This is a genomic window from Aeromonas sp. FL131 (assembly GCF_049860615.1).
Classification (GTDB): domain Bacteria; phylum Pseudomonadota; class Gammaproteobacteria; order Enterobacterales; family Aeromonadaceae; genus Aeromonas; species Aeromonas hydrophila.
The window spans coordinates 2,403,282-2,427,060 of sequence record NZ_CP187595.1 but is presented as its reverse complement, the minus strand read 5'-3'; the positions used below and the strand labels follow the sequence as shown (position 1 = coordinate 2,427,060).

Genomic DNA, 23,779 nt, shown 5'->3' with positions numbered 1-23,779 from the left:
GCAACCGCCCCATAATGGTCGCGCCAGCCCGCTGCACGGGGTGGCAGGCCTGCCGCCAGTGGCGGGCCGGGGGATCACGAGCAGTTTCCTGTCAGCACGGAGGCCAGGACGGCAGATGTCACAGAGCGTATCAAACCAGGTGATCAGACGAATGCTGGGAGCCTGCCAGCAGCAGGGGGGCGATCCCGATGCCATTCTGATGGCGGGCGGCCTCACGTCGTTCGACATCGAGCGGGAGCAGGGCCGGCTGCCGGCCCACAGCCACTACCGGATGCTGCAACTGATGCAGCCCTATCTGGCCAGTTTTCACGAAACCATCCTCTCCTACGACATCGGCCAGCTTTACCAGCACTATCCGCCGCTCATCAGCCTGTGCTTGAACCAGCCTTCGCCGCGGGCGGCACTCGAGGTGCTGCTGGCCTATCGCCCCATCATCGGCAGTTGTGACGAGCTGTGGGTGCGGCGGGGGGCGCAGGCCAGCCAATACCTGTATGTCAATCAGGGGCCTGCCAGCCTGGGGGCAAGTCAAGCCATCCCCAACTTCATCATGCTCTACCGGATTTTGCGGGTCTATCTGGCGGATCCCCGGGTCTCGGTGGGCTTCACGGGACTGCCGCCACCACGCCATCAACTGTTGGACCAGTTCTTTGGAGCCCGCTGCCGCTGGGAGCAGGGGGAAAACACCCTGACTATCGACAATGCCCAACTCGACTGCCCCAGCCACTGCTATAACGAGCCGCTGGGTCATCTGCAACTGGCCCAGCTGGCGCAGATCTGCGCCGACATCGCCGAGCGGGCCCCCTTTGCCTATCTGGTGGGGGAGCGGATCCGCCACAAGATCCGGGAAGGGGAGCTGGAGAGCGACGAGAGCCTGCTCAAGGAGGTATGCGCGGCCATGAACGTCAGCCGCTGGACCCTGAATCGCAAATTGCAGGGGGAGGGGAGCAGCTTCTCTACCCTGCTGAGGGAAGCGAGGGTGAGCGAAGCCTGCCGCTTGCTGGGCGAGGGGGATCAACCGCTGCAGAACATCAGCGATCGGGTCGGCTTTTCGTCCCAGAGCGCCTTCAACCGCTTCTTCAAGGCCAACACCCGGATGACGCCGCTGGCCTATCGCAACGCCCGCCAATAACAACGGGACCGGCGCAAGGCCGGTCCCGTTGTCGGGTCATTGCTGGGCAAGGCCGGGCTGGGTGCCCGGCCGTGCCTGCCCCTGTTAGCGGGTGATTGTGGTGACGCTGGCGGGATCCACCCCGGCCGGCAGTGCCAGTGCCCCCGGCGTGGTGTTGCTCACCACGATCTCCTTGCTCACCGTGAAGCTGACCGGCGTGCTGGCGGAGACGTCCGACGAGGGGCTGATGTAGGCGCTGTAACGACCCGGCTCCACGATCCACTGGTTGCTGGCTTCATCGAAGCTGGCGAGGATGCTGGCCGGAATGGTGAAGCTCAGCTGTTCGCTGGCCCCCGGTGCCAGTTGCGCCGTCTTGGCAAAGGCCTTGAGCTCGATGAGCGGTTTCTTCAGCTTGACCTCGGGGGCGGTCACATAGACCTGGGCCGCCTCCTTGCCTGCCACGGCGCCGGTGTTGGTGATGGTGGCGGTCAGCACCAGGTTGCCGGCGCTGCCACCCTCCAGGGTATTGTTGGCGATGGCGGGGCTGGTGTAGCTGAAGCTGGTGTAGGAGAGACCGAAGCCGAACGGGTAGGAGACCGCCTGTTCGAAGGTGCTGTAGTAGCGATAGCCCACGTAGATCCCCTCGTTGTAGTAGAGATCGTCCGGTTCGCCGTCCCCGTCGGTGTCCTCACCCGGGAAGGTGCCGGCGGAGGGAACGCTGGCGTAGCTGTGCGGGAAGCTCTGGGCCAGTTTGCCGCTCGGGTTGACCGCGCCGGAGAGCACGTCCGCCACCGCGTGGCCGGTCTCCTGACCAGCCATGTAGGCCAGCAGGATGCCATCCACCTTGTCGCTCCACTGGGCGGTGTCGATGACGCCGTTGACGTTGAGCACCACCACCACCTTCTTGCCCTGGGCGTGGAAGGCGCTGCTCACCGCGTCGATGAGGGCACGCTCGTCATCACCGAGCAGATAGTCTCCCTTGCCGCTGCTGCGATCCGCCCCTTCCCCGGCCTGGCGGCCGATGCTGATGACGGCGGCTTGCTGGGTGGCGGCCGCACTGGCGATCAGGGCCGCCAGATCGCCGCTGATTGGCGCCTCGGCGCAGGTGTAATAGCCCTTGGCGCCAAATTGCCCCTCGTGATAGACCTTGTTGTTCTCGTAAAAATCGCGGTAGTAGCTCTGCAACGCCTCGTTGACCGGGAAGCGTGCCGCCAGTCCCTGCGCGATGGTGGTGGTGCTGGCGGCGTTCACATCCCCGCTGCCGGTGCCGCCCTTGTAGGTGTTGATCTGGTTGATGCCAAAACTGGCCAGGGTGCTGCTTGCCGCCAGCGGCAGGGCCGCGGCGTCGTTGCGCAGCAGCACCATGCTCTCGGCGCCGGCCTGACGGGCCAGTTTGGCGTGGGCGGTCAGATCCGGGCTGTTGCTGATAGCCAGCTGGCTGTAGGAGGGGCTCTTCATCACCTGGGTCAGGATGTGGATGGCGGCCTCGTTCACCTTGGCCTCGTCAAGGTCGCCGTGCTCGATGGATTGCTGCAACTGCTCCTTGACGTTGCCCGGCTCGATCAAATCCTGCCCCGCCAGCACCTGCTTGTAGGCGTTGTTGGCCACATCGCCAGCAAACCAGTCGGACATCACCAGGCCGTCGAACTTCCACTCGCCGCGCAGCAGGTCGGTCACCGCATCCCTGCGCTCGTTGACATAGGTGCCGTTGACCTTGTTGTAGGAGGTCATCACCGCCCAGGGCTGGGCCTCGTCCACCGCTATCTGGAAGCCGCGCAGATAGATCTCGCGGAAGGTTCTCGGTTCGCCGATGTCGTTGATCTGGTTGCGGTTGGTCTCGGAGTTGTTGCCGAAGTAGTGCTTGATGGTGGTGCCCACCCCGTTGCTCTCCACCCCGTTGACCATGGCGGCGCCGATTTTGCCGGTCAGCAGGGGATCTTCCGAGTAGTACTCGAAGTTGCGGCCATTGAGCGGGTTGCGCTGGATGTTCATGCCCGGGGCCAGCAGGATGTCGACCCCGTACTGGCGCACCTCGTCCCCCATGGCTTCGCCGACGGCCTTGACCAGCTTGACGTCCCAGCTGGAGGCGAGCAGCGAGCCGATGGGCCAGGCGGTGGCGTAGTAGCTGGCGCTGTCACCGTCGCGGTTGGCGTTGATCCGCACCCCGGCCGGCCCGTCGGCCAGTTTGAGGGCCGGAATGTCGATGCCGTCCGCGCTGCGCAGCACGCCGTTGATGTAACCCGCCACGCCGGGCACGTCCTGCTTGACGTTGATGGCGCCGTTGGCACTGCCGTAACCGGGGCCGGAGAGCAGGTCCAGCTTCTCGCTCAGGGTCAGCTTGGCCACCATGGCCTCGGCCTGGCCGCGGTAATAGGCATCGTCCTTGACCAGGGGATCCGAGTCATTCTGGTTGCAACCGACCAGCAGGCCGGCCAGCGCCAGGCTGACGCTCAGTGAAACCGCTTTCAATTTTGTGGTGATAGGCATGAAGACGTCCTCGTAACTGTCTGAATAAAAATAAAAAGGAGATATCGACACCGGGTGGAAGGCATCCGCCCGGGCTGGGCCGCTCTGCTGGCGGCTGCCATTGGATATCGCAAGGAAGGCCGAACGGGCCCGTGGGCAGACGTTTGGCTGCAGGCAGGTTAACAAGCCGGGCGATGGCCGCCTTGCCCCGGGGGAGCGAGAAATGTGCCGACGGGAGCAAGGGGGCCGAGTTGTGAGCAAGGTCGCATCGAAAGGCGGTGCCAAACCAGGGGCTGAAAGTGACAAGAGGGGAGAAGGGCGGGGGAGATTGGGAAAACGGGTGGCCTGATGGCCCATGAGGATGGCTGCGAGCAACACGCGAGGGGGCCGGCGGCCCCCTCGAAGATTTGCTGATATGCCCGGGCAATGGCCCGGGACGGCTCACTTGGGTTGTTTGAGGGCCCCGGCGAGTTCAATCTGCACCTTGACCCCCTCCTGCTTGAGCGCCGTGGCGACGGCGTTCAGATCGGTGCCCGGCTTGGCTTCCAGCAGGGCGATGCCACCGCTGCTCTGCTTGAAGCGCAGGCCGTGACGGCTGGCCAGCGCGCTGGCCTGGTTGTCATCGGCTTCCACCAGCAGGGTGCCGCTGGCGGTGAGCTGTGGGCTGGCCACCCCTTGCAGCAACACGTCGCCGCTGCGCAGGGTTTGCCGGGGCGCCTTGCCGTCTGCACTGCGGGCGACCCGCTGCTTGCTGCCGTTGTCCGGGGTGAGGTAGGTCTGACCGTTCACCTCGATGGTGCGGTACTGCTTGCCGTCGATCACCACCGATTCATCGGCGGCGTGCACGCCGGCTGAAGCCAGGAGGCCGGCCAGAGCGAGGCCGAGTAAGCTGTGTTTCATCTTGTGACTCCTTGTGATCATGAGCGGGCGGCATCGTGGCCGATCACCCGCAGGGACCAGTTGAGCAGTTGACCCGGCTGGCTGTTGTTGCGCTCGGTCAGCGTGCTGCGGCGGTTGGTGTTGAGGTCAACCAGCGTCAGCTGGCGGCTGCTGTTGGAGACGTCGGTCACTTCCAGTCGCCACTCGCCCTGGGCCGCTTCGCCATAGAACTTGTGGGAGAGCATGCGCATGTCGCGCAGCCCCTTGGTGCGCACATAACCCAGTTGCTGCCGGTCGAGGGATTGCCCCACCAGGCTGTTGTTGGGGTTGAGCAGCACGCTGCGGGTGCCGGACGGGGAGACCAGCTCGATCAGCAGGTCGGGCAGGCGCTGGTGATCCAGGCTCACCGTGACCTGGACCGCTTCCACGGTCAAGGCTTGCGCCACCTGGGTGCTGGAGCGGGTGGCACTGCTGCCCACATCCGCGATGCTCCCTTCACTGCGCGGCACCGTGACCTTCTGAGCCGGCAACTGCACCAGTGGTGGCAGCGGGGTGTGGTTGGCGGCGGCCGTCAGGGCCTTGTTCACGTCGATAAGACCAAAGCCATAGGTGGGGCTGTACCAGAGGCCGGCGGCGTTGCGCTCCCACCCTTCCAGGCCGGTGACCTGGCGGGGTTGACCGTTGGCGGCGGTATAGCTGACCTGGACCGGCTGCTGGCCGGCATCGATGCGGGTGGCGTTGCGAGCCAGCAGATCGCGCAGATCCCGCACCGACAGATCCGGGTAGGCGGACATCAGCAGCGCCATGGCGCCCGAGGTGTTGGGGGTGGCCGACGAGGTGCCGTTCATCACGCCGTTGTAGTCGCAGGTGGCATCCAGCTGCGGGTTGTTGTGCAGCCGGTTGGTACTGGGATCGTCGGTGCGGTTGTAGCCCATGTCGCAGCCGGGCAGATCCGTGGTCACCATGGCCGGTGCATCGGTGCCGTACTCTCCGCCGGGGGCGCTCAGGAAGACGTTGCTGCCGACGCTGGAGTAGGAGGAACGCACTCCATCGGCGTTGATGGCGCTTACCACCAGGTTCCAGAAGTTGCTGTTGGAGGGGTCTATGTTGCTGTTCTCGAACGGCAGCTTGGGCAGGACGCCGGTGCGACTGAACATGTAGTCACCCGCGGCGATGCGGTTGAAGCCGTTGCCTGCCGCCTTGATGTAGGCCGCGCCCTGTGCCTGCTGGGTCTGCTGCTCGAACAGGCGATCGAGCTGAACCTGATCCAGCCCGCTGGCGCTTTGCGGATCCACCAGGCTCATGCCGTAGCTCTGGTTGAAGACCCGGTTGTCGGCGGTGGCGGTGCTGCCGCCCAGCGCATAGATCCAGTCTTTCTGCAGCTGCTTGCTACGCTCATCCAGCAGGTTGAACCCCTGCAGCTGGACGCGAGGCGCCACCCCCAGAGTGCCGATGCCATTGTCGACCGCCCCGATCAGGCCAGAGACCGAGGTGCCGTGGGCACTGTCCGGATCGGTTGGGGTGGGGTCGCTGCTGCCGGTCACCACGTTCTTCGAGCCGGGACGCACATTGTCGGCCAAGTCCGGGTGGGCGATGGCCAGGCCGTCATCCACCACGGCCACGTTGATGCCCTGACCCTGCACGCCGGTACGGTGTGCCCACCAGAGGTTGAGGTCGTTGCCTGCCACGCCGCCGCGGGGGCTGAAGGCATTCTGGCCGCTGTTGAGCAGGTGCCACTGCTGATCCTGCAGCGGGTTGATGCCGGGCAGGCAGCGCGCTGCGCTGCTGCGGCCGGTATCGAGGCCGGCTTCTTTGCCGGTCAATGGGGTGCAACTCTCACTCGCCTGAACTGAAGCGATGGGCAGGGCCGAGAGCAGGGCCGAGATTGCCAACGCTAACGATGTTTTTCTCATTAATAAACTCCATCTTATATCGCACCGTCCTGGGTGCGACTGGCATCTATACACGGGAAAAACAGAGTCAAAAAGCACTCATTTTGATTCTGAGATAAGGCTCAAAAAAATCCCACAACAAATATTTTACAGACCATGTGGGGGTTCCTGTGAATCCTTTTATGTGGTGTATTGAGAACTTTTCTCAGCTGGCTGATGTTGATATTTATCTTTGTAGATAAACTTGTTAGTAACTGTTCGTTAACGTTTGGCGGGACAAGCAGGTGCGAAAGGGGGCGGGCGGAGCGGCGCGAAATGGGAGGCGTACCGCGCTGGCGGGGGGCGCCGAGATCGAAAGCAGAGTGAGGGTCAGTGCAGGCAAGCCACACGGCGCCAATGGCGTCGTGTGAGATGAAGTCGCAGATCGACAGGGAAGGTGATTTGATCAGCGCCAGAATGGTGCGAAACGTCGGATGACCGGATGGAGAGGCCATCCGGCAGGAGGGTTATTTGATCAACGCCAGAATGGATCGAAAGGCCGGATGGCGGCAATCGCCCAGCAGCTCGTAGAGGCACATCTCCACCGAGGTGAGTTCGGCCCCGTGGGCCGCCAGCTTGTGGATGGCGAGCTCCCGGTTGGCGGCGCTGCGCGACGACACCGCATCCACCACCAGCGATATCTGGCTGCCCGCGTCCAGCAATCCCTGTACCGTCTGGTAGACGCAGATATGGGCCTCGATGCCGCATACCAGCCAGTGGCTGACGCCCTGGTGGGCGAGGGCGTCGGCCAGCGCCGATTCCCCCAGGGCGCCGAAGCTGTGCTTGGGCAGCACAAGATCGCCTGCCTGCATCAGCTGCAGCTCGGGCACGGTAGCCCCGAGCTTGTCCTGGTTCTGCTCCAGCCAGACAACCGGCAGGCCCAGCAGTCTGGCCCCCGCCACCAGTCTGGCGGTGTTGGCGATCAGGGGCCTTGTTGCTCAAATCGGGGAACTATCTGTCATCTCGGTGATCTGATCCTGTAGCGCAGTCTCCGAGAGCATCAGATGGGCAAGTCCAAGCACAAGATCAGCAACTGGCAGCAGTACAACCAAGCCTTGGTGCAACGCGGTTCGTTGACCATCTGGATGGACGAACAAGCCATTAAGCAGTGGCATTGCCTGGTCCACCATGGCCGCCGAGGGAGAGGTTTCCACTACAGTGACACCGCCATTGAGACGGCCCTGATGCTAAAAGGCTTGTTCAAGTTGCCGCTGCGGGCGCTAGAAGGCTTCATTAACTCGTTGTTCCAACTGATGGCGGTGCCTTTGCAGTCGCCGGACTATAGCTGTATCAGCAAGCGCGCCAAGACCGTCGACATCAAGTACCGCCTCCCCAGCCAAGGCCCGGTGGCTCACTTGGTCATTGATGCCACCGGCCTCAAGGTCTATGGCGAAGGCGAATGGAAAATTCGCAAACACGGCAAGGAGAAGCGACGAGTGTGGCGCAAGCTCCACTTGGCGGTGGATGCCACAACCCATGCGGTCATCGCTGCCGAAGTCAGCCTGGAGACGGTGGCGGATAACGAGGTGTTACCGACGTTGCTCAACCCCTTACGACGCAAGATAAAACAGGTCAGCGCCGATGGTGCGTATGACACCAAGGCCTGTCATGCGCTACTGAAGAAGAAGGGGGCGAAAGCCACCATACCGCCGAGAAAAAATGCGGCACCGTGGGAGGAAGACCATCCCCGCAACGAGGCGGTGACGGCGCTCAAGGCCGGTGAACTGAAGCAATGGAAGAAAGACTCCGGCTATCACCAGCGCTCGATAGCCGAGACCGCCATGTACCGGTTCAAGCAACTCATCGGGCCAACGCTGAGCCTGCGGAACTACAACGCCCAGGTGGGCGAAATCCTGGCTGGCGTGAAGGTGATGAACAAGCTGATAGGGCTTGGTATGCCTGTTCGCCAGCCAGTGAATTGAGTGGTATCAACGGGTTGGGGAACGGCCATCCAGCGACGGATTTGATCAACAACGCCGCGATCAGGGCGTCGCTCCCCTCGACCAGACGGGCCAGTTTGCCTTGAATATCGACGACCAGCAGGCCGGTGTTCGTGGTGGTCAGCATGGATACTCTCCCGGATCAGAGTGAGACAGTGGCGCCAAGTGGGCGGGCGAGGGATGCGCGCGACTGGTTCCACAGATAGATGAGGGTCAGTGCAATGACGGTACCGATCGGAAAGGCGAACAACTGCAGGGCGACGAAGCACCAGAAGACCACCTTGAAGGCCGTCACCTGTTCGGTGAGCCCGCGGTAGGCCACATAGTTGAAGGCGAGCACAAACAGGGCGATGGCGGTTGCCAGGCCAAGGCTGAGACTCTGCGACGGTGCCATGTCAGCCGGGTGGAGCGGGCTGACCGTGACGACGGCCCAGGCAACGAATGCAATCATGGCGAGGGAGAGCATGGTCGCAACGATAAAGATGGCCTTGGCGAGCAGATGTTGTTTGGGGGTCATGGTTACTCCTGAAGGTGGTAACTGTTACGTTTGGGATGACGATGTGAATCACTTCCGCAAACTACCGGCAGGGCTGGAACAGGTCAAAAATAAAGTAATGCAAAATGTAAATTTAGTTGCAGCCTGGCCATACAATGAAAGCCTGAGGTAAGGCGTGTTCCTTATGTCAGCCTGCCAATCGAAAAAAACGACCATCGTTTCATTTGGATTTGGTCAATTGGGATGCCCGCTTTTTATCTCTTACCCATAATACCGAGTTGTCAGTTTTCTTCATTTCGAATAGATCAATTGCCATGAACAGATCACTGAGTTTTTTAAATCCATAATTTCGTTGATCGAATGAGGCATGGTTTGAGATATGGCTGCCAATTGGACTTAATCTTGCCCAGCCACCGCCTTCCTCTACTGCTTCAATGGCTTGCCTGAGTAAATTGATGAGGCGTGTATCACTCTTGAGGTTCTTGGCTTGTTTGGCAATTGGCTGCTCTTCTTGAATATCCTGCAACTCGGCATCCAGATAGAGAAAACGAGAGCAGCTATTGACGAAAGGCATCGGGGCTTTCCGTTCGCCAAATCCGATCACAAACTTGCCATCAGCCAGACATCGAGTAACAAGTGGGGTGAAGTCACAGTCAGAAGAGACGAGGCAAATAACGTCGACATCCTTGGTATAGAGAACATCCATGACATCAATCACCAGTGCCATATCGGTGGCATTCTTCCCCTTGGTCAAGTCGAATTGCTGGATTGGTTGAATTGCAAACTCGTGCAGTATTTCCTCCCATGACTTGAGGGTTGGGTTTTTCCAGTTACCATATGCCTTACGAATATTGACTACACCATAGCGAGCCAGTTCTGACAATACCCTGTCCATCTTGCCGGCTGGCGCATTATCTGCATCGATAAAGACCGCAATTTTCTCTTTATCCTTCAAGTGACCTCCTGTCATTACAATAAATCCAGTTGTAAAAAACGTATCACGGTCTAGAAACTATCCCTTTTTGGAATAATAACTTTGCGGCAGTCTGCTGCATGTATGAAATATGCTCAGCCTGCAAAATGTGAGCATTGACTCCCAGATATGTGTCCACAGCGGTTCCTTTGCTGATTGAATAACAAGATTAATCAAATGCAATAGCCATGAAGTGACCACAATAAGTCACTTGAGGCCCGCTTGGGGAGGGGGTCAATCAATAACTGTGTGGTTTATCAAATATTTCTTGTCATGGGTACCCGGCAGAGCTGAGTGCCGGGCTTCACTGCCATCCGGTAAAGCTTGCCCGGTTTTGTTGCTTGGCGAAGAGAAACGGCTCTGTTATGGTGTGCTTAATTAGCCGTTTGGATGGCTAGATGGTTATGGTGATTCAAGCACGACTCTGCCATCGCGCCAGCCGTTGAGATGTTTACAGGGAGTTTTTATGCAGCGTTGTTCCTTCTTTACCCTTTCCGCCCTGGCCCTGCTGGCCGGTACTCTGCCATTGGCCGCGCTGGCTGCCGATCCGGCCAAACAGGAGATCGTCATCGGCACTACTGTGGGGGATTTTGCCGACATGGTGACCGACTCCATCAAGCCGCAGCTCGAAGCCAAGGGCTACCAGGTCAAACTGGTGGAGTTCACCGACTACGTGACGCCCAATATCGCGCTGGCCGACGGCTCGCTCGATGTGAACTGCTTCCAGCATAAGCCCTACCTGGAGAGCTTTGCCAAGGATCGGGGGCTGTCGCTTGCCCCCATCACCCAGGTACCGACCGGCCCCATGGGCCTCTATGCCGGCAAGCTGGGAGAGCTGAAGGCGGTGAAGGAGGGGAGCACGGTGGCCATTCCGAACGACCCCACCAATCAGGCGCGGGCGCTGCTGATGCTGCAGGATCTGGGCTGGCTGACCCTGAAGGAGGGGATCAACCCGCTCAAGGCGAGCGAGTTCGATGTGGTGAAAAACCCGCACAACCTCAAGCTGGTGCTGCTGGAGGCGGCCCAGTTGCCTCGCTCGCGCGAAGACGTGGACTTCTCGGTCATCAACGGCAACTTTGCCGCCTCCAGCGGCATTCCCTTCAGCTCAGGCCTGTTCCTTGAGCGCAGCTACGACTTCATCAACTGGGTGGTGGTGAAAAGCGCCGATGCCGGGCAGCCGTTTGCCAAGGACGTGGCGGCGGCCTACAACTCGGCCGCCTTCAAGGCTTATGCCGCCAAGCGCTTCGTCGGTTACAAGTACCCCGAAGGGTGGCAGGGAGCGAGCGCCAGCAACTGAGTGGCCAGCGTCACAGGCTTTGAACAAAAACGGGCACCCGCGGGTGCCCGTTTTTTTGTGTCGTGCAGATGTCAGTAATGGCGCAGCCACCAGCGGGCGGCGAACAACGCGGTGAGGCTGCCGAGCAGGGCGCTCGCCAGCACATCCAGCGGCCAGTGCATGCCGATCAGCATGCGCGAGAGGCCGACACCGATGGCCCACAGCGGTAGCAGCCAGGCGCCGGCAGGGGCGCGCGCCAGCCAGATCAGGCCGAAGAACTGGGCCAGGCTCATGGCGGCGATGCTGTGGCCGGAGGGGAAGGCGTAGTTCACCTCCGCCTGCCAGTGGTTGGCGAGCCACTCGGGCAGTGCCAGCAGCTGGCTGGCGGCATGGACCTGCTCGCTGCGCACCTCCACCTTGCCGGCGTAGAACTGCTGGATGGCGGGGATCAGCTGCTGGCTCTCCAGCCAGAGCAGGTAGGGGCGGGGCTCCTCGGTCAGATGCTTGATCAGGCTCTTGATGAGCCAGTCGCCGGCCAGCACGGCAAACAGGGCGCCGCCGAGGGCCAGCAGCGCCGGCAGGCTCAGCGTCAGCTTGTGTCGGGTCAGCAGCAGCAGGGCCAGGATGCTGACGCCGATGCCGGGCACATCCACCGTGCGGGTGAGGGCGTAGGGCCACCAGAGCCAGTCCGAGTGCAGGACCTGGCTCATGAACGGTTGCCAGGGCAGGCAGGCCAGCAGGAGCAGCGGCAGGATCAGGGCGGCACTGAAACACAGCACCTGGCGGCGCGGCAGGGAAGAGGCGTGAGTCGGCATAACGGGGCTCGGCAAGGTGCCCATTCCTGGGCAGCAAAAAAAGAGGCGCCATTGTGCCAGCCCAGTCCGCTCGGTCAAGTCGCGCCCCGCTCGCTGTAACACGGGGTTACAAATGAGTGTGGTGATGGCCGACCCGCCGAGTCCAATCCGGCTGGTGGCGAGGGGGAGCATCCGAGGTCGCTTGTGCAGACTGTCCCACTCGGTTGAGCAGAGATGAATCAGCAGCGCGCTGGTTCCCGCTAGAAAGTCGCGGCGGCCGCTCATGGATGAATAAGCATCTGAAACTTCGGTCTGTTTGGGCTAGAATGGCGCGCTTGTGGCCGCTAGCGAAGTGAGAGAGCCAGATGAAGATCGTCGTTGATGAAAATATGCCCCATGCCCGTGAGCTGTTTGCCGAATTTGGCGAGGTTATCCCTCTGCCCGGCAGGCAGATGCTGGCGGCGGATCTGCAAGAGGCCGACGTGCTGTTGGTGCGCTCCGTCACCCGGGTTGACGCCGCGCTGCTGGCCAGCTGCCCACGACTGAGCTTCGTCGGCACCGCCACCATCGGCACCGATCACGTGGACAAGGGGTTGCTGGCTGAGCGGGGCATTCCCTTCTTCAGCGCCCCCGGCTGCAACAAATATTCGGTCGGCGACTATGTGCTCTCCGCCCTGCTGGTGCTGGCCGAGCGCCATGAGCTCAACTTGAGCGCGATGAGCCTCGCGGTCATCGGTGCCGGCAACACCGGCGAGTGTGTGGCAGGCAAGGCCGAGGCGCTCGGCATGCGGGTGCTGCGCTGCGATCCGCCCCGTGCCCGCGCCGCCGAGGCCAACGAGGCGACGCAGTTTGTCGACTACCAGCAGGCCCTTGGCGCCGACATCGTCAGCTTCCACGTTCCCATCACCCACCAGGGGCCGGATGCCACCTTCCACCTGCTGGACGCGGCGCAGATTGCTGCCCGGCCGGCCGGGCAGATCCTCATCAACGCCTCCCGTGGCGAGGTGTGGGACAACCAGGCCTTGCTGGCGCGCCAGCAGAGCCAGGCGCCGCTGCGGCTGGTGATGGACGTGTGGGAAGGGGAGCCGGAGCCGCTGCAGGCCCTGGTGCCCCACACCGAGCTCGCGACCCCGCACATCGCGGGTTACAGCCTGGAAGGCAAGGCCCGCGGCACCTGGATGCTCTATGAGGCACTCTGCCGGCAGCTGGGGCGCACGCCGCGCCAGGATCTGCAGAGCTTGTTGCCGACTCCCGAGGTGCGCGAGGTGACACCGGGCCAGCCGGCGGATCAGGCATTGATCAAGCAACTGGTCCACCTTATTTATGACGTGCGCCGCGATGACGCCCGTTTTCGCAACCGACTCGGTGTGGCGGGCAGCTTCGATGAGCAGCGCAAACACTATCCTGAGCGGCGCGAGCTCTCTTCCCTGCAGCTGAAGGGACCGTTTGCCGGCGATGCTCTGGCCCGGCTCGGGTTTGTCTGCCAGCCAGACTGAACACTTTACATACTTGAAGGGGCGGGAGCCTTGTCCCGCCCATACCCGGTCTGGCCCGACGCTAGACCCGCTATCAGGCAGGTCCGCCTGCCAGCGGTGATGCCAGCGCGCGTCACCGGCACCATCATAGGAGAGAACAGCAGTGAGTCAGCAATTCAACGTAGCGGTATTGGGCGCCAGCGGCGCCGTGGGCGAGGCGATGATCGAGATCCTGGAAGAGCGTGCCTTCCCGATCGCCACCCTCTATCCGCTGGCCTCCAGCCGCAGCGCCGGCGACACGGTGCGTTTTGCCGGCAAGAACGTCGAGATCCAGGATGTGGAGGAGTTTGACTGGAGCCAGGTGCAGATCGCCCTCTTTTCCGCCGGGGCCGAGGTCTCGGCCAAGTGGGCGCCGATTGCCGCCGAGCACGGCTGCATCGTCATCGACAACACCTCCTGCTTCCGTTACGACGAAGACATCCCGCTGGTCATTCCGGAAGTGAACCCGGATGCGCTGGCCGATTTTCGCAACCGCAACATCATCGCCAACCCCAACTGCTCTACCATCCAGATGCTGGTGGCGCTCAAGCCGTTGCACGATGAGGTGGGTATCGCCCGCATCAATGTGGCGACCTATCAGTCCGTCTCCGGCTCCGGCAAGGAGGGGGTGAGCGAGCTGGCGGGCCAGACCGCCCATCTGCTCAACGGTCGTCCGGTGGAGCCGAGCCTCTACCCGCAGCAGATCGCCTTCAACCTGATCCCGCAGATCGACAGCTTCACCGACAACGGCTACACCCGGGAAGAGATGAAGATGGTGTGGGAGACCCAGAAGATCCTGGGGGATGCCAGCATTGCCGTGAACCCCACCTGCGTGCGGGTACCGGTGTTCTATGGTCATGCCGAGGCGGTCCACGTCGAGCTGCATCAGCCGCTCGACGCCGAACAGGTGAAGGAGCTGCTGCGCAATGCGCCGGGCGTCACCCTGTTTGACGACGAGAACGACTATCCGACCCCGGTGCGCGACGCAACCGGCAAGGACGAAGTGCTGGTGGGCCGGGTTCGCCAGGATATTTCTCACCCCTGCGGTATAAATATGTGGATCGTGGCCGATAACGTTCGTAAGGGCGCGGCGACCAACAGCGTGCAGATTGCCGAACTGCTGGTGCGCGATTACCTCTGATCGGCGAGTCCATTGGCCTGGCGGGGAGGGAAATCCGCCAGGTTGCCAGCCTGTGTACCCATGGGGTGGATGTGACCGGAGGCGCACTCTGCTGCCCCGAGAATTTTTCGCGATATCAACTGATTAAGTTTTTTCCTACACTCAGGGGCAAGTTGGGTGCTAAATGTGTCGGACTGCTGGCTTGCAACCTGAGCCTGATTTATATTGAACCGACTGTTTTGGGGTAACTATCCAGATTTTTCAATGTGATAGGGCCGTCATACGAAGGAACGAATATGGGACATTCCCGCATAACATTGGCAACGCTACTCGCATTGGGTCTGCTGGGCACGGCCCAGGCCGAAGACTCGGCGCGGGAGCCTTTTTTTGTTGAGCTCAAAGGCCCGGACGAACCGGCTCCGCCCGCCGTCAATTCCCAGCCGCTGGCACAACCCGTCGCCGCTCCCCGCGCCACGTCCCAACCCAGCCGAGCCACGGCCCAGCCGATCGTGCGGCAGGTCGCGAGCAATGCCGGCAGTTATGGCCCCATTCGTCCCACCGATACCCTCTGGAGCCTGGCGAGCAAGTACCGTCCCTCCAGCAGTGTCAGCGTCTACCAGACCATGGTGGCGATCTACGAGAAGAACCCCCGCAGTTTTGCCGATGGCAACATCAACCACATTCTGGTGGGTTCGCGCATCCAGCTGCCCACCACCGCCGAGGCCAGCGTCATCACCGATGCCGAGGCCCGCGCCAAATTCCGCAGTGACAACGCCAGCTGGAAAGGGCTGAGCCCGAAATACCTGGCGAGCAAGCATACCCAGCCGGCCAAGCCGGTGACCACCAAAGCGGCCCCGACCAAGGCGGCCGAGCCGGCCAAACCCGAGGTAGCCAAGGTCGCGCCCGCCAAGGCGGCGCCCATTCCGGCCCCGGCACCCAAGGTGGAGACGCCCCAGCCGGCCACCGAGGTGAAGGCGGTTGCCAAGGCTCCCGAGCCGGTAGCCAGCCAGGCGGCTGCCACCAGCGCCGCCACGGCCAGCGCACCGGCGCCGTTGCCGGCCGATGTCAATCAACCGGTCGGCAAGCCCTCCACCGAGATGGCGCTGGCGCTGGAAGATGCCAATGCCCAGCTCGGCCAGGTCACCGAGATGAACCACAGGCTCAAGCTGCGGCTGCAATCCCTGACCGAAGAGGTGGAGACTCTCAAGGCCCAGTTGCAGGATCAGACCGCGCTGCAAAAAGAGATTGCCGAGCTCAAGGCCAAGCCGGTTCCGCCGGTGGCACCGGCCCCCGAGCCCAAGCAGAACTGGCTGATGGACTTGCTCTCCTCGCCGCTCAACCTGGCCATGATCATCCTGTTGCCGGTGCTGCTGGTGCTGGCACTGGTGACCCTGTGGCTGCGGGCGCGGGCCCGCCGCGAGCTGGAAGAGCAGGAGAAGAGCCTGTCCGAATCCACCGCCATGGTGATGGATCAGGAGAGCAGCGAATTTGACGAGCTGATGACGGTCGGCATCACCGACGACGAGCCGGTACGACCGCGCCCGGATCTCAACACGCCGGATGGCTACATGGCGGTGGAAGAGCCTGCCGCGCCGGCTGATCTGGTGTTCAGCGACGATGGCGAGATGGATCTGGCCAGCTTCGATGCCGAGCCGGCCCCGCCTGCGAAGGCCGCCATCCGGGATCCGGATCTGGTGCCCGAGCTGGATCTGGCCCATGACGAGTCCATCACCCTCGACACCGAGCCGGATCTGGACCTTGCCAGCGAATTCAATCCCAAGCCCAAGGCTGGCAACGAGATCATGAGCGAAGAGGAGCTGCAGGCAGCCCTGTTCGCTGAGCTGGACGCAGACCTGGAAGCCGATCTGGCGCTGGACGGCAGCGATGACGGTCAACCCGATGCCGACCCCATGGTCAGTGACGAGGATCTCGCCTCCTTCGATTTGAGCGACTTCGAGACCGCCTTTGCCGAGCCGGGCGCCGACAAGGCAGCCAGTGCCACGGCCGATGCCAGCGCCGATGAGCTGCTGGCGGAGCTGGGGCTGGAGCCCGAGCCGACCAAGGGGAAACAGGAGGCCACAGCAGATCTGGAGTGGGATCCCAACGAGCTGGCCCTGGCCGATTTTGAGGATGCCTTCGCCGAGGTGGAGTCCCATCCGGGCGAAGTGAAGCCACGGGAGCAGGCCCAGGAGAGCGGCTATGTCGAGATCGACAAGCTGCTGGCCGAGGCGGACGCCACCACCACCGAGCAGGAACCCTATCAAGGCTTCTCGCTGGACGTGGGGCTGGATGGCTTCCCCGAGGTGCTGCCGGAGTCCACCGGATTTGACGTGGATGCCGACGATGGCGGTGTGGGTGCCAAGCTGGATCTGGCCCGTGCCTACCTCGAGATCGACGACAAGGATAGCGCCCGCGAACTGCTGCAAGAAGCCGCGGAGCAGGGCACCGAGCATCAACGGGCCGAGGCCGAGAAGCTGCTCAAGCGACTTGGCTAGAGAGCCAGCGCATAATGATGAAAACAGGGGCAGCCGATGGGCTGCCCCTTGTTTTTGGTCCCTGTGTTTTGGCGTCTGGTCCGGCCTGGGCGCGGCTATTTGGGATTTTTGAGGGGAGACGCGTATAATCCGCCCCGTTTCGTTCACCGCCCCTTTTCATCAGAAGACAAGTTTATCCATGCGAATTGCCCTAGGTATTGAATATGACGGCAGCCGGTATTTCGGCTGGCAGCGTCAGCGCGAAGTGATCAGCGTACAGGAGGAGCTGGAAAAGGCCCTCAGCCGGATCGCCAATCACCCCGTCTCCATCCAGTGCGCAGGGCGCACCGATGCCGGTGTCCACGCCACCGGCCAGGTGATCCACTTCGATACCGATGCGAATCGCGCCGAAGGGGCCTGGACCCTGGGTCTCAACTCCAACCTGCCGCCGGACATCGCCGTGCGCTGGGTCAAGCAGGTAGACGAGGGGTTTCATGCCCGTTTCAGCGCCACCGCCCGTCGCTACCGCTACGTCATCTACAACCACAACTACCGGCCGGCCATCCTCGGCAGTGGCGTCAGTCACTACCACGAAACCATCGATGCCGATCTGATGCACCAGGCGGGCCAGAGCCTGCTCGGGGAGCACGACTTCAGCACCTTCCGGGCCGTCGCCTGCCAGTCCAACACCCCCTGGCGCAATGTGACCCACCTCTGTGTCAGCCGCTCCGGCCCCTACATCGTGCTCGACATCAAGGCCAACGCCTTCCTGCACCACATGGTGCGCAACATCACCGGCTCCCTGCTGCTGGTGGGGCAGCGGCTCCAGCCGGTGGAGTGGATTGCCGAGGTACTGGCAGCCCGGGATCGCAACCTGGCGGGCCCGACTGCCAAGGCGGGGGGACTCTATCTGGTGGACGTGGATTACCCGGCGGAGCTGGGGTTGCCGCGGATGCCGCTGGGCCCGTTGTGGCTGCCGGACTCGGCACCGGGTACGACCAGTTTTTAGTAACTGGCCCCGAAAATTTGTGGTTTAATGATCCGTCATTTATTGCCATCGAGCTATTAAGTCATTGAACAATCTAGGCTCGATGCGTTTTGTCAGGCACAAAAGCATTAAGGAATTCCATGAGCTGGCTTGAGAAGATCCTTCCCAAGAGCAAGATCACTACACCTCGTCGTCACAACATTCCGGAAGGGGTGTGGACCAAGTGCAGTGCTTGTGAACAGGTGCTCTACCGGGCAGAGTTGGAGCGCAATCTCGAAGTGTGCCCCAAGTGTGATCATCATATGCGCATCAGCGCCCGTGCCCGTCTCGAGAGCTTTCTCGACGAGCAGGGCCGCACCGAGATCGGTGCCGAGCTGGAGCCGCAGGATGTCTTGAAATTCAAGGATTCCAAGCGCTACAAGGATCGTTTGTCTGCCGCCCAGAAAGAGACGGGAGAAAAAGATGCGCTGGTGGTGATGAAAGGGACCCTCAAGGGGGTGCCGGTCGTCGCCTGTTCATTCGAGTTCTCCTTCATCGGTGGCTCCATGTCCTCCGTGGTCGGTGCCCGCTTCGTGCGCGCTGTCGAGGAGAGCATCAAGGAAGGTCGCGGTCTGGTCTGTTTCTCCACCTCGGGTGGTGCCCGCATGCAGGAGGCGCTGTTCTCCCTGATGCAGATGGCCAAGACCAGTGCGGCGCTGGACCGACTCTCCAAGGCCGGTCTGCCCTATATCTCCGTGCTGACCGACCCCACCATGGGTGGCGTCTCCGCCAGTCTGGCCATGCTGGGTGACATCAACGTGGGTGAGCCCAAGGCACTGATCGGCTTTGCCGGTCCGCGCGTCATCGAGCAGACCGTGCGCGAGAAGCTGCCGGAAGGCTTCCAGCGCTCCGAGTTCCTGCTGGAGAAGGGCGCCATCGACCTCATCATCGATCGCCGCGAGATGCGTAACCGTCTGGCCAGCCTGCTCGCCAAAATGCTGAATACTCACGTCATCGAAGAGTGAAGATGAGTTCCAACATGCAACAATCCCAAAGCCGGTCGCTGGTCGACTGGCTTTCTTATTTGGAGCAGATCCACCCGGTCAACATCGACATGGGGCTGGATCGGGTCGGCGCCGTGGCCCGCCGCATGGGTCTTACCCAACTGCCGTTCAAGGTGATCACGGTGGCGGGCACCAACGGCAAGGGCTCCAGCTGTGCCATGGCGGCCAGCATACTGATGGAAGCCGGCTACCAGGTCGGCGTCTACTCCTCTCCCCATTTGCTGCGCTTCGCCGAGCGGGTGCGCATCAACGGGGCCGAACTGGCCGACAGCGATCACTGCACCGCCTTTGCCGAGGTGGAAGCGGCCCGCGGCGAGATTGCCCTTACCTTCTTCGAGTTCGCCACCCTGGCGGGCTTGTGGCTGTTCCGGCGCGCCGTGCCGGACGTGCTGCTGCTGGAAGTAGGGCTGGGCGGTCGGCTGGATGCCACCAATGTGGTGGAATCCGATGTCGCCATGATCACCTCCATTGCGCTCGATCACTGTGACTGGCTCGGGGATACCCGCGAGGCGGTGGCGGTGGAGAAGGCGGGGGTGTATCGCGCCGGCAAACCCGCCATCAGCGGTGAGCCCAATCCGCCCGTCACCATCGCCAGCGAGGCTGCCCGCCTCGGCGCCTGCCTGCGTCAGGTCGGCATTGATTTTCGTGGTGATGAGCACGCCAGCGGCTGGGATTATCACGGCCTTCATCAGTGGCGCGACCTGCCCAAACCGGCCCTACCGCTGATGAACGCGGTCACCGTGCTGGCGGCGCTGGAGTCCCTCGGCCTGCCGCTGCCGGAAGAGGCTATTCGGCAAGGGCTGGCCAATGCCCGGCTGGCCGGGCGGATGCAGCAACTGCAAAGCGCGCCGCTGGTCATCGTCGATGTGGCCCACAACCCCCATTCTGCCGCCTACCTGGCAGCCCAGCTGCACAAGATGCCCTGCACCGGCGTGCGCCGCGCCGTGGTCGGCATGCTCAAGGACAAGGACATGGCGGGGTCGCTTGCCGAGCTCGATGGTCTCATCGGCGAATGGTATCTGGCCAGCCTGACCGGCCCGCGGGCGGCGAGCGCGGCCCAGCTGGCGGCCGCTCTTGGCAGCGAGCGGGGGCCGGCGACCACCTTTGACAGCGTGGGGCAGGCCTATGCTGCTGCGTTGGCCGCATCGAGTCCTGATGATATGGTCATTGTGTTTGGTTCGTTTTACACTGTTGCCGACATTCTGGCGGGTGTCGCCGTCTAGGCCACACCCCGGCTCCCCGGCCCTCTGGCGGGGAGCCAAATCGCATATTGAGTTACGTAAAGGTAGGATTCAACTTGGCCTCTAAGTTTCAAAACCGTCTGGTGGGCACCGTCATCCTGGTGGCCCTGGTTGTCATTTTTCTGCCGGATTTGATGGACGGCCACAAGCTGGAGCAGAAGGAAGAGGCGTTTGCCAAGATCCCGCTGCGCCCGGAGCTGGAGCCCGCCAAGCCCGCCTTGCTGGTATCGGCCGCCAGCACCTTGCCGGCGGAACACCTGGCCAGCCAGCAGCAGGCCTCTGCCGCCGAGCAGTGGCAGGTGGAAGAGGTATCTGAGCCGGTAACCCTGGGGGCCAAGCAGGGCCAGCCGCCGGTGCAGCAACCGGCCGCCAAGCCGGTGACCCAGCCCGTCACTCCGCCGGTGGTCAAGCCCCAGCCCAAGCCTGAAGTGATCGCCAAGAAACCGGTGGAGCAGCCCAAGCCCAAGGTGGTGCCGCCCAAGCCGGTCGAGGTGCAAAAACCGGTTGAGAACAAGCCGCAGGCGGGCCAGATCAAGTCGATGGACGATCTCATTGCCAGCAAGATGGGACAACCGACCACGACGACAGCCCCGGCGCCTGCCGCTACTGCGCCGGCCCAGGGCAGCTGGATCCTGCAGCTCGGCGCCTTCAAGAACGTCGACAGCGTCAATGCGCTGGTGGGCAAGCTGCGGGCTGCGGGCTACTCGGCGCACACCTCGCCGCGCACGCCGGTCCAGGGTCAGCTCAACCGGGTCTTCATCGGGCCGGATGTCTCCAAGGCCAAGCTGCAGGGCATGCAGAGCCGCATCGGCCAGATGACCGGCTTGAGTGGTTCCGTGGTGGCTTACAACCCCTAAGAGGGTCGACAAGGTAAAAAAATACCGCGCTGCATCTTGGATGGGCGCGGTATTTTTTTAGATGCATTTCACCGGTTTGGGCAGGCCGCCAATCTTGGTGGCCTGCTTGGCGGGGCCTTCCGGGAACAGCTTGTAGAGGTAGCGGCTGTTGCCCTTCTCGGGGCCATACTGCTTCTCCATCGCCTTGACCAGGGCGCGGATGGCGGGGGAGGTGTTGAACTCCAGATAGAAGGCGCGCACGAAGCGCACCACTTCCCAGTGCGGCTCCTCCAGCACGATACCTTCCTGCTCGGCCAGTACCAGTGCCAGCGCCTCGCTCCAGTCGCTGCTGTTGAGCAGATAACCCTTGGCATCGGTGTCGATGAGTTGGCCGTTGAATTCCAGCTGGTGATGCTCGGACATGGTGGGCTCCTTGTGGCCTGTCAGGATTGGGCGGGCATGGTAGCGCCTTGTTCCCGGGTGAGCAACCGGCTCTCGTTGGCCAGGGTGAGCAACTCATCCGCCAGCTGGCTGATGAGGTTGAGCTGCTGGGTCAGCATCAGCTGCTCCTCGCTGCTGTCCGGGGTGATGACCGGGCACTGCCCCTCGATCTGCTCCGGCATCTCTCCCGCCAGGTGGCCGGCAGCCCGCTCCAGAGTGTGGCTCAGATGACGGCTGATCTCGTCCAGCTCGCCGATGGCCTCCAGCTTGTCGCGATGGGCGCCCAGCGCCGAGATGTAGGAGAGCAGGGCGTGGTTGCGCCAGGTGAGGGTGAAGCAGAGGTCGAGAAAACGACGGCGTTTCTGTGGCTCCACCAGCATGCTCTGCCAGGCCATGGCCAGCTCGCTGTCCGCCAGATGGGCGCTCTTGCGCGCCACCCGGTAGTCGATGGACTCATCACGCTGCTGCTGCAGGCTGGCGAGCACCGCCGAGAGATAGCGGGCGTTGGCCGAGAGCGAATTGGCGATCAGGGTCGGCAGCCGCTTGTACTGCCAGTCCGGCCAAAGCCAGGCCACCAGGGCGTAGGAGAGCAGGCAGCCGAGGAAGGTATCGAGCATGCGTGGCCCCAGGATGGCGAAGCCGATGCCGTCCAGCAGGTTGAACGCCATCAACACGTAGAGGGTGATGAAGCAGACCGCGGCGCTGTAGTTGCTGCGTACCTGGGTGAAGAACAGGAAGGCGGCCAGCCCCATCACCACCAGCTGTACGTGCAATTCTGGGAACAACCAGAGCACCGGGATCCCCACCAGCAGGCCGGCGAAGGTGCCGAGCATGCGCTGCACCAGCCGGCGACGGGTGGCGCTGTAGCTCGGCTGACAGACGAACAGCACGGTCAGCAGGATCCAGTAGCCCTTGTCCAGGTGGAACGCCTGCAGGATGCCATAGCCCACCACCAGCCCGAGCGACAGCCGCAGGGCATGGCGAAACACCATGGAGTTGGGGGTGAGATGCTGTTTGAGCTGGGTCAGCAGCGGCAGGCGGGCGGGGCGGGCCAGGGGCGGCAGGCTCTGCGGGGCCTGCTCGGGATTTTGCAGCTCCTCGGCGCTTTGCAGCAGCTGGTTGATGCTGGCCAGATTGCGGCGCAGGAACTTCATCGGCGTCAGCAGGGTTTTCGGGTAGTGCTGCTTGAGGTGGGTGAACTCCAGCTGATCGCCGAGGGCCTCCAGCGTCCAGTGGATGCGCTTGTTGTGGGCATAGGGCTTGTGTACCAGGATGGCGTAGCCGAGCCGCTGACACGCCTCGGAGAGCTGCAGGAACACCTCCTGAAAGCCGTCAAGCACGATGCCCTGCTTGAGTTCGGCCTCCAGCTTGCTGTAGGGGTAGTGGCTGGAAGTGGCCCGCTCGTGGATCTCCAGCGCCAGCAGGTAGAGGCGCAGCAGGCTGGCCAGCTCGGGGGAGGCCCGGTGACGGGTGCTGAGACGGGCGTTGAGCGCCGACTTGGTGAGCGTCAGGGCGTTGACCAGGTTGATGTTGAGCTGGGCCAGGTTATGACGAATGGCCTGGGCGCCGTGCTCGTCGGCCGGAAAGAAACGGGATTTCTCCAGCAGATAGCGGGAGAGGGCAAAGTAGCTCTGGGCCAGCTGTTCGTGCAGGGTCTTGTAGGGCAGCAGCCAGAGCCAGACCAGCGATACCAGGCCATACCAGAGTGCCCCGGCGCCGAGGGCCAGAGGCTGATAGAAGAGATCCGGCGCCTTGGCGGCCCCCAGCATGGTGTAGATGGCGATGAGCAGGGAGCCGAAGCTGATGGTGGCGTAGCGCTGACCGAGCGCCCCCACCATCACGAAGATAAAGGTGGAACCTGCCAGTCCCAGGGCAAACAACCAGGGCGTGGGGAAGAGGTACTGCACGCACAGGGAGGCGAACAGGAAGCAGAGCAGGGTCATGGCGAGGTTCTTGACCCGTCCCCACAGACTATCGTCGGTCTCGGCGATGGCGCCGGCCACCACCCCGAGGGAGAGCAGTACGGTGAGCTGGATGTCGCCGGTCGCCAGGGTGAAGGCAAGCAGCCCCATGATGGCCAGCAGTACCTTGAGGGCGAAATAGATATGACTGTCAGTCAGCAAACGGCGCAACAGGCCAGAGAAATCCATGGGCATGGGAGAGCGCAACCCTTGAGCGAAACGAAAACCAGAGCATAACCGGTCAACAACGAAACGGCCCTGATTTGGATCAGGGCCACTTCGCTTCATATCCTTGATT

The 23,779-nt window shown here is 62.5% G+C and carries 18 protein-coding genes and 2 pseudogenes; 10 read left to right on the top strand and 10 right to left on the bottom strand.

Features of this window, described 5'->3' with window-relative positions:
- Positions 1 to 151 precede the first annotated feature (151 nt).
- Positions 152 to 1,129 (top strand): AraC family transcriptional regulator, encoded by a 978-nt coding sequence (locus ACPW75_RS11245; RefSeq protein ID WP_077097798.1) that lies wholly within the window; start codon positions 152 to 154, stop codon positions 1,127 to 1,129.
- A gap of 84 nt (positions 1,130 to 1,213) precedes the next feature.
- Here the strand turns inward: ACPW75_RS11245 and ACPW75_RS11240 are convergent, their stop codons facing one another.
- From ACPW75_RS11240 to ACPW75_RS11225, 4 genes and pseudogenes are all read right to left on the bottom strand, one after another.
- A complete protein-coding gene (locus tag ACPW75_RS11240; RefSeq protein ID WP_179101513.1) occupies positions 1,214 to 3,595 on the bottom strand; it encodes a beta-glucosidase in 2,382 nt (793 codons plus the stop codon).
- 420 nt (positions 3,596 to 4,015) lie between these two features.
- Positions 4,016 to 4,474, bottom strand: coding sequence for a serine protease chaperone (locus tag ACPW75_RS11235; protein WP_011706502.1), 459 nt, complete (start codon positions 4,472 to 4,474; stop codon positions 4,016 to 4,018).
- Between the two features lie 17 nt (positions 4,475 to 4,491).
- Entirely contained in the window at positions 4,492 to 6,366 is a 1,875-nt protein-coding gene (locus ACPW75_RS11230) for a serine protease Asp (protein WP_029302695.1), read from the bottom strand.
- Between the two features lie 485 nt (positions 6,367 to 6,851).
- Positions 6,852 to 7,310 (bottom strand): annotated as a pseudogene (locus tag ACPW75_RS11225) (isochorismatase family protein); the annotation flags it as partial.
- Positions 7,311 to 7,388: 78 nt separating this feature from the next.
- Here ACPW75_RS11225 and ACPW75_RS11220 point away from each other — a divergent pair.
- Entirely contained in the window at positions 7,389 to 8,306 is a 918-nt protein-coding gene (locus ACPW75_RS11220; RefSeq protein WP_024946304.1) for an IS5 family transposase, read from the top strand.
- A 55-nt stretch (positions 8,307 to 8,361) separates the two neighbouring features.
- Here the strand turns inward: ACPW75_RS11220 and ACPW75_RS11215 are convergent.
- The 3 genes and pseudogenes from ACPW75_RS11215 to ACPW75_RS11205 all read right to left on the bottom strand — a co-directional run.
- Positions 8,362 to 8,451 (bottom strand): annotated as a pseudogene (locus ACPW75_RS11215) (hydrolase); the annotation flags it as partial.
- 15 nt (positions 8,452 to 8,466) lie between these two features.
- Positions 8,467 to 8,841 (bottom strand): hypothetical protein, encoded by a 375-nt coding sequence (locus ACPW75_RS11210; RefSeq protein WP_016351149.1) that lies wholly within the window; start codon positions 8,839 to 8,841, stop codon positions 8,467 to 8,469.
- Positions 8,842 to 9,040: 199 nt separating this feature from the next.
- Positions 9,041 to 9,775: an NYN domain-containing protein gene (locus tag ACPW75_RS11205; protein ID WP_029300132.1), complete on the bottom strand. Its 735-nt coding sequence runs from the start codon at positions 9,773 to 9,775 to the stop codon at positions 9,041 to 9,043.
- Between the two features lie 484 nt (positions 9,776 to 10,259).
- Between ACPW75_RS11205 and ACPW75_RS11200 the strand changes: the two genes are divergently transcribed.
- Complete coding sequence (locus ACPW75_RS11200) at positions 10,260 to 11,090, top strand: MetQ/NlpA family ABC transporter substrate-binding protein (RefSeq protein WP_077098014.1); 831 nt, start codon at positions 10,260 to 10,262, stop codon at positions 11,088 to 11,090.
- A gap of 71 nt (positions 11,091 to 11,161) precedes the next feature.
- Here the strand turns inward: ACPW75_RS11200 and ACPW75_RS11195 are convergent, their stop codons facing one another.
- The gene (locus tag ACPW75_RS11195) at positions 11,162 to 11,908 is read right to left on the bottom strand and encodes a phosphatase PAP2 family protein (protein WP_077098016.1); all 747 of its coding nucleotides are present in this window, start codon (positions 11,906 to 11,908) and stop codon (positions 11,162 to 11,164) included.
- Between the two features lie 320 nt (positions 11,909 to 12,228).
- On the opposite strand from ACPW75_RS11195, the gene ACPW75_RS11190 reads away from it, so the two are divergent.
- The 7 genes from ACPW75_RS11190 to dedD all read left to right on the top strand — a co-directional run bounded on the left by ACPW75_RS11190 (position 12,229) and on the right by dedD (position 21,100).
- Positions 12,229 to 13,359: a 4-phosphoerythronate dehydrogenase gene (locus ACPW75_RS11190; RefSeq protein ID WP_077098018.1), complete on the top strand. Its 1,131-nt coding sequence runs from the start codon at positions 12,229 to 12,231 to the stop codon at positions 13,357 to 13,359.
- 142 nt (positions 13,360 to 13,501) lie between these two features.
- Complete coding sequence (locus ACPW75_RS11185) at positions 13,502 to 14,518, top strand: aspartate-semialdehyde dehydrogenase (RefSeq protein ID WP_077098020.1); 1,017 nt, start codon at positions 13,502 to 13,504, stop codon at positions 14,516 to 14,518.
- Between the two features lie 275 nt (positions 14,519 to 14,793).
- Positions 14,794 to 16,992 carry a FimV/HubP family polar landmark protein gene (locus ACPW75_RS11180; RefSeq protein ID WP_077098022.1) on the top strand — a complete coding sequence of 733 codons (2,199 nt, stop codon included), beginning with the start codon at positions 14,794 to 14,796 and terminating at the stop codon, positions 16,990 to 16,992.
- Between the two features lie 178 nt (positions 16,993 to 17,170).
- Positions 17,171 to 17,980, top strand: a complete 810-nt coding sequence (gene truA / locus ACPW75_RS11175) for a tRNA pseudouridine(38-40) synthase TruA (RefSeq protein ID WP_077098024.1) — start codon at positions 17,171 to 17,173, stop codon at positions 17,978 to 17,980.
- 119 nt (positions 17,981 to 18,099) lie between these two features.
- Complete coding sequence (gene accD / locus ACPW75_RS11170; RefSeq protein WP_011706493.1) at positions 18,100 to 18,963, top strand: acetyl-CoA carboxylase, carboxyltransferase subunit beta; 864 nt, start codon at positions 18,100 to 18,102, stop codon at positions 18,961 to 18,963.
- A 2-nt stretch (positions 18,964 to 18,965) separates the two neighbouring features.
- Complete coding sequence (gene folC, locus ACPW75_RS11165) at positions 18,966 to 20,225, top strand: bifunctional tetrahydrofolate synthase/dihydrofolate synthase (protein WP_179101526.1); 1,260 nt, start codon at positions 18,966 to 18,968, stop codon at positions 20,223 to 20,225.
- Between the two features lie 74 nt (positions 20,226 to 20,299).
- Positions 20,300 to 21,100: a cell division protein DedD gene (gene dedD / locus ACPW75_RS11160; protein WP_077098026.1), complete on the top strand. Its 801-nt coding sequence runs from the start codon at positions 20,300 to 20,302 to the stop codon at positions 21,098 to 21,100.
- Between the two features lie 57 nt (positions 21,101 to 21,157).
- On the opposite strand, the gene ACPW75_RS11155 is transcribed toward dedD, so the two are convergent.
- Together ACPW75_RS11155 and yccS are read right to left on the bottom strand one after the other, a co-directional pair.
- Positions 21,158 to 21,502 (bottom strand): TusE/DsrC/DsvC family sulfur relay protein, encoded by a 345-nt coding sequence (locus ACPW75_RS11155; RefSeq protein WP_041207220.1) that lies wholly within the window; start codon positions 21,500 to 21,502, stop codon positions 21,158 to 21,160.
- 20 nt (positions 21,503 to 21,522) lie between these two features.
- Positions 21,523 to 23,676 carry a YccS family putative transporter gene (gene yccS / locus ACPW75_RS11150; RefSeq protein ID WP_011706489.1) on the bottom strand — a complete coding sequence of 718 codons (2,154 nt, stop codon included), beginning with the start codon at positions 23,674 to 23,676 and terminating at the stop codon, positions 21,523 to 21,525.
- Positions 23,677 to 23,779: the final 103 nt, after the last annotated feature.

Bases quoted from the DNA above. Each gene is read 5' to 3' on its own strand.
- ACPW75_RS11245 (WP_077097798.1), top strand. From the start codon at position 152: ATGCTGGGAGCCTGCCAGCAGCAGGGGGGCGATCCCGATGCCATTCTG.
- ACPW75_RS11240 (WP_179101513.1), bottom strand. From the start codon at position 3,595: ATGCCTATCACCACAAAATTGAAAGCGGTTTCACTGAGCGTCAGCCTG.
- ACPW75_RS11235 (WP_011706502.1), bottom strand. From the start codon at position 4,474: ATGAAACACAGCTTACTCGGCCTCGCTCTGGCCGGCCTCCTGGCTTCA.
- ACPW75_RS11230 (WP_029302695.1), bottom strand. From the start codon at position 6,366: ATGAGAAAAACATCGTTAGCGTTGGCAATCTCGGCCCTGCTCTCGGCC.
- ACPW75_RS11220 (WP_024946304.1), top strand. From the start codon at position 7,389: ATGGGCAAGTCCAAGCACAAGATCAGCAACTGGCAGCAGTACAACCAA.
- ACPW75_RS11210 (WP_016351149.1), bottom strand. From the start codon at position 8,841: ATGACCCCCAAACAACATCTGCTCGCCAAGGCCATCTTTATCGTTGCG.
- ACPW75_RS11200 (WP_077098014.1), top strand. From the start codon at position 10,260: ATGCAGCGTTGTTCCTTCTTTACCCTTTCCGCCCTGGCCCTGCTGGCC.
- ACPW75_RS11195 (WP_077098016.1), bottom strand. From the start codon at position 11,908: ATGGGCACCTTGCCGAGCCCCGTTATGCCGACTCACGCCTCTTCCCTG.
- ACPW75_RS11190 (WP_077098018.1), top strand. From the start codon at position 12,229: ATGAAGATCGTCGTTGATGAAAATATGCCCCATGCCCGTGAGCTGTTT.
- ACPW75_RS11180 (WP_077098022.1), top strand. From the start codon at position 14,794: ATGGGACATTCCCGCATAACATTGGCAACGCTACTCGCATTGGGTCTG.
- truA (WP_077098024.1), top strand. From the start codon at position 17,171: ATGCGAATTGCCCTAGGTATTGAATATGACGGCAGCCGGTATTTCGGC.
- accD (WP_011706493.1), top strand. From the start codon at position 18,100: ATGAGCTGGCTTGAGAAGATCCTTCCCAAGAGCAAGATCACTACACCT.
- folC (WP_179101526.1), top strand. From the start codon at position 18,966: ATGAGTTCCAACATGCAACAATCCCAAAGCCGGTCGCTGGTCGACTGG.
- ACPW75_RS11155 (WP_041207220.1), bottom strand. From the start codon at position 21,502: ATGTCCGAGCATCACCAGCTGGAATTCAACGGCCAACTCATCGACACC.
- yccS (WP_011706489.1), bottom strand. From the start codon at position 23,676: ATGCCCATGGATTTCTCTGGCCTGTTGCGCCGTTTGCTGACTGACAGT.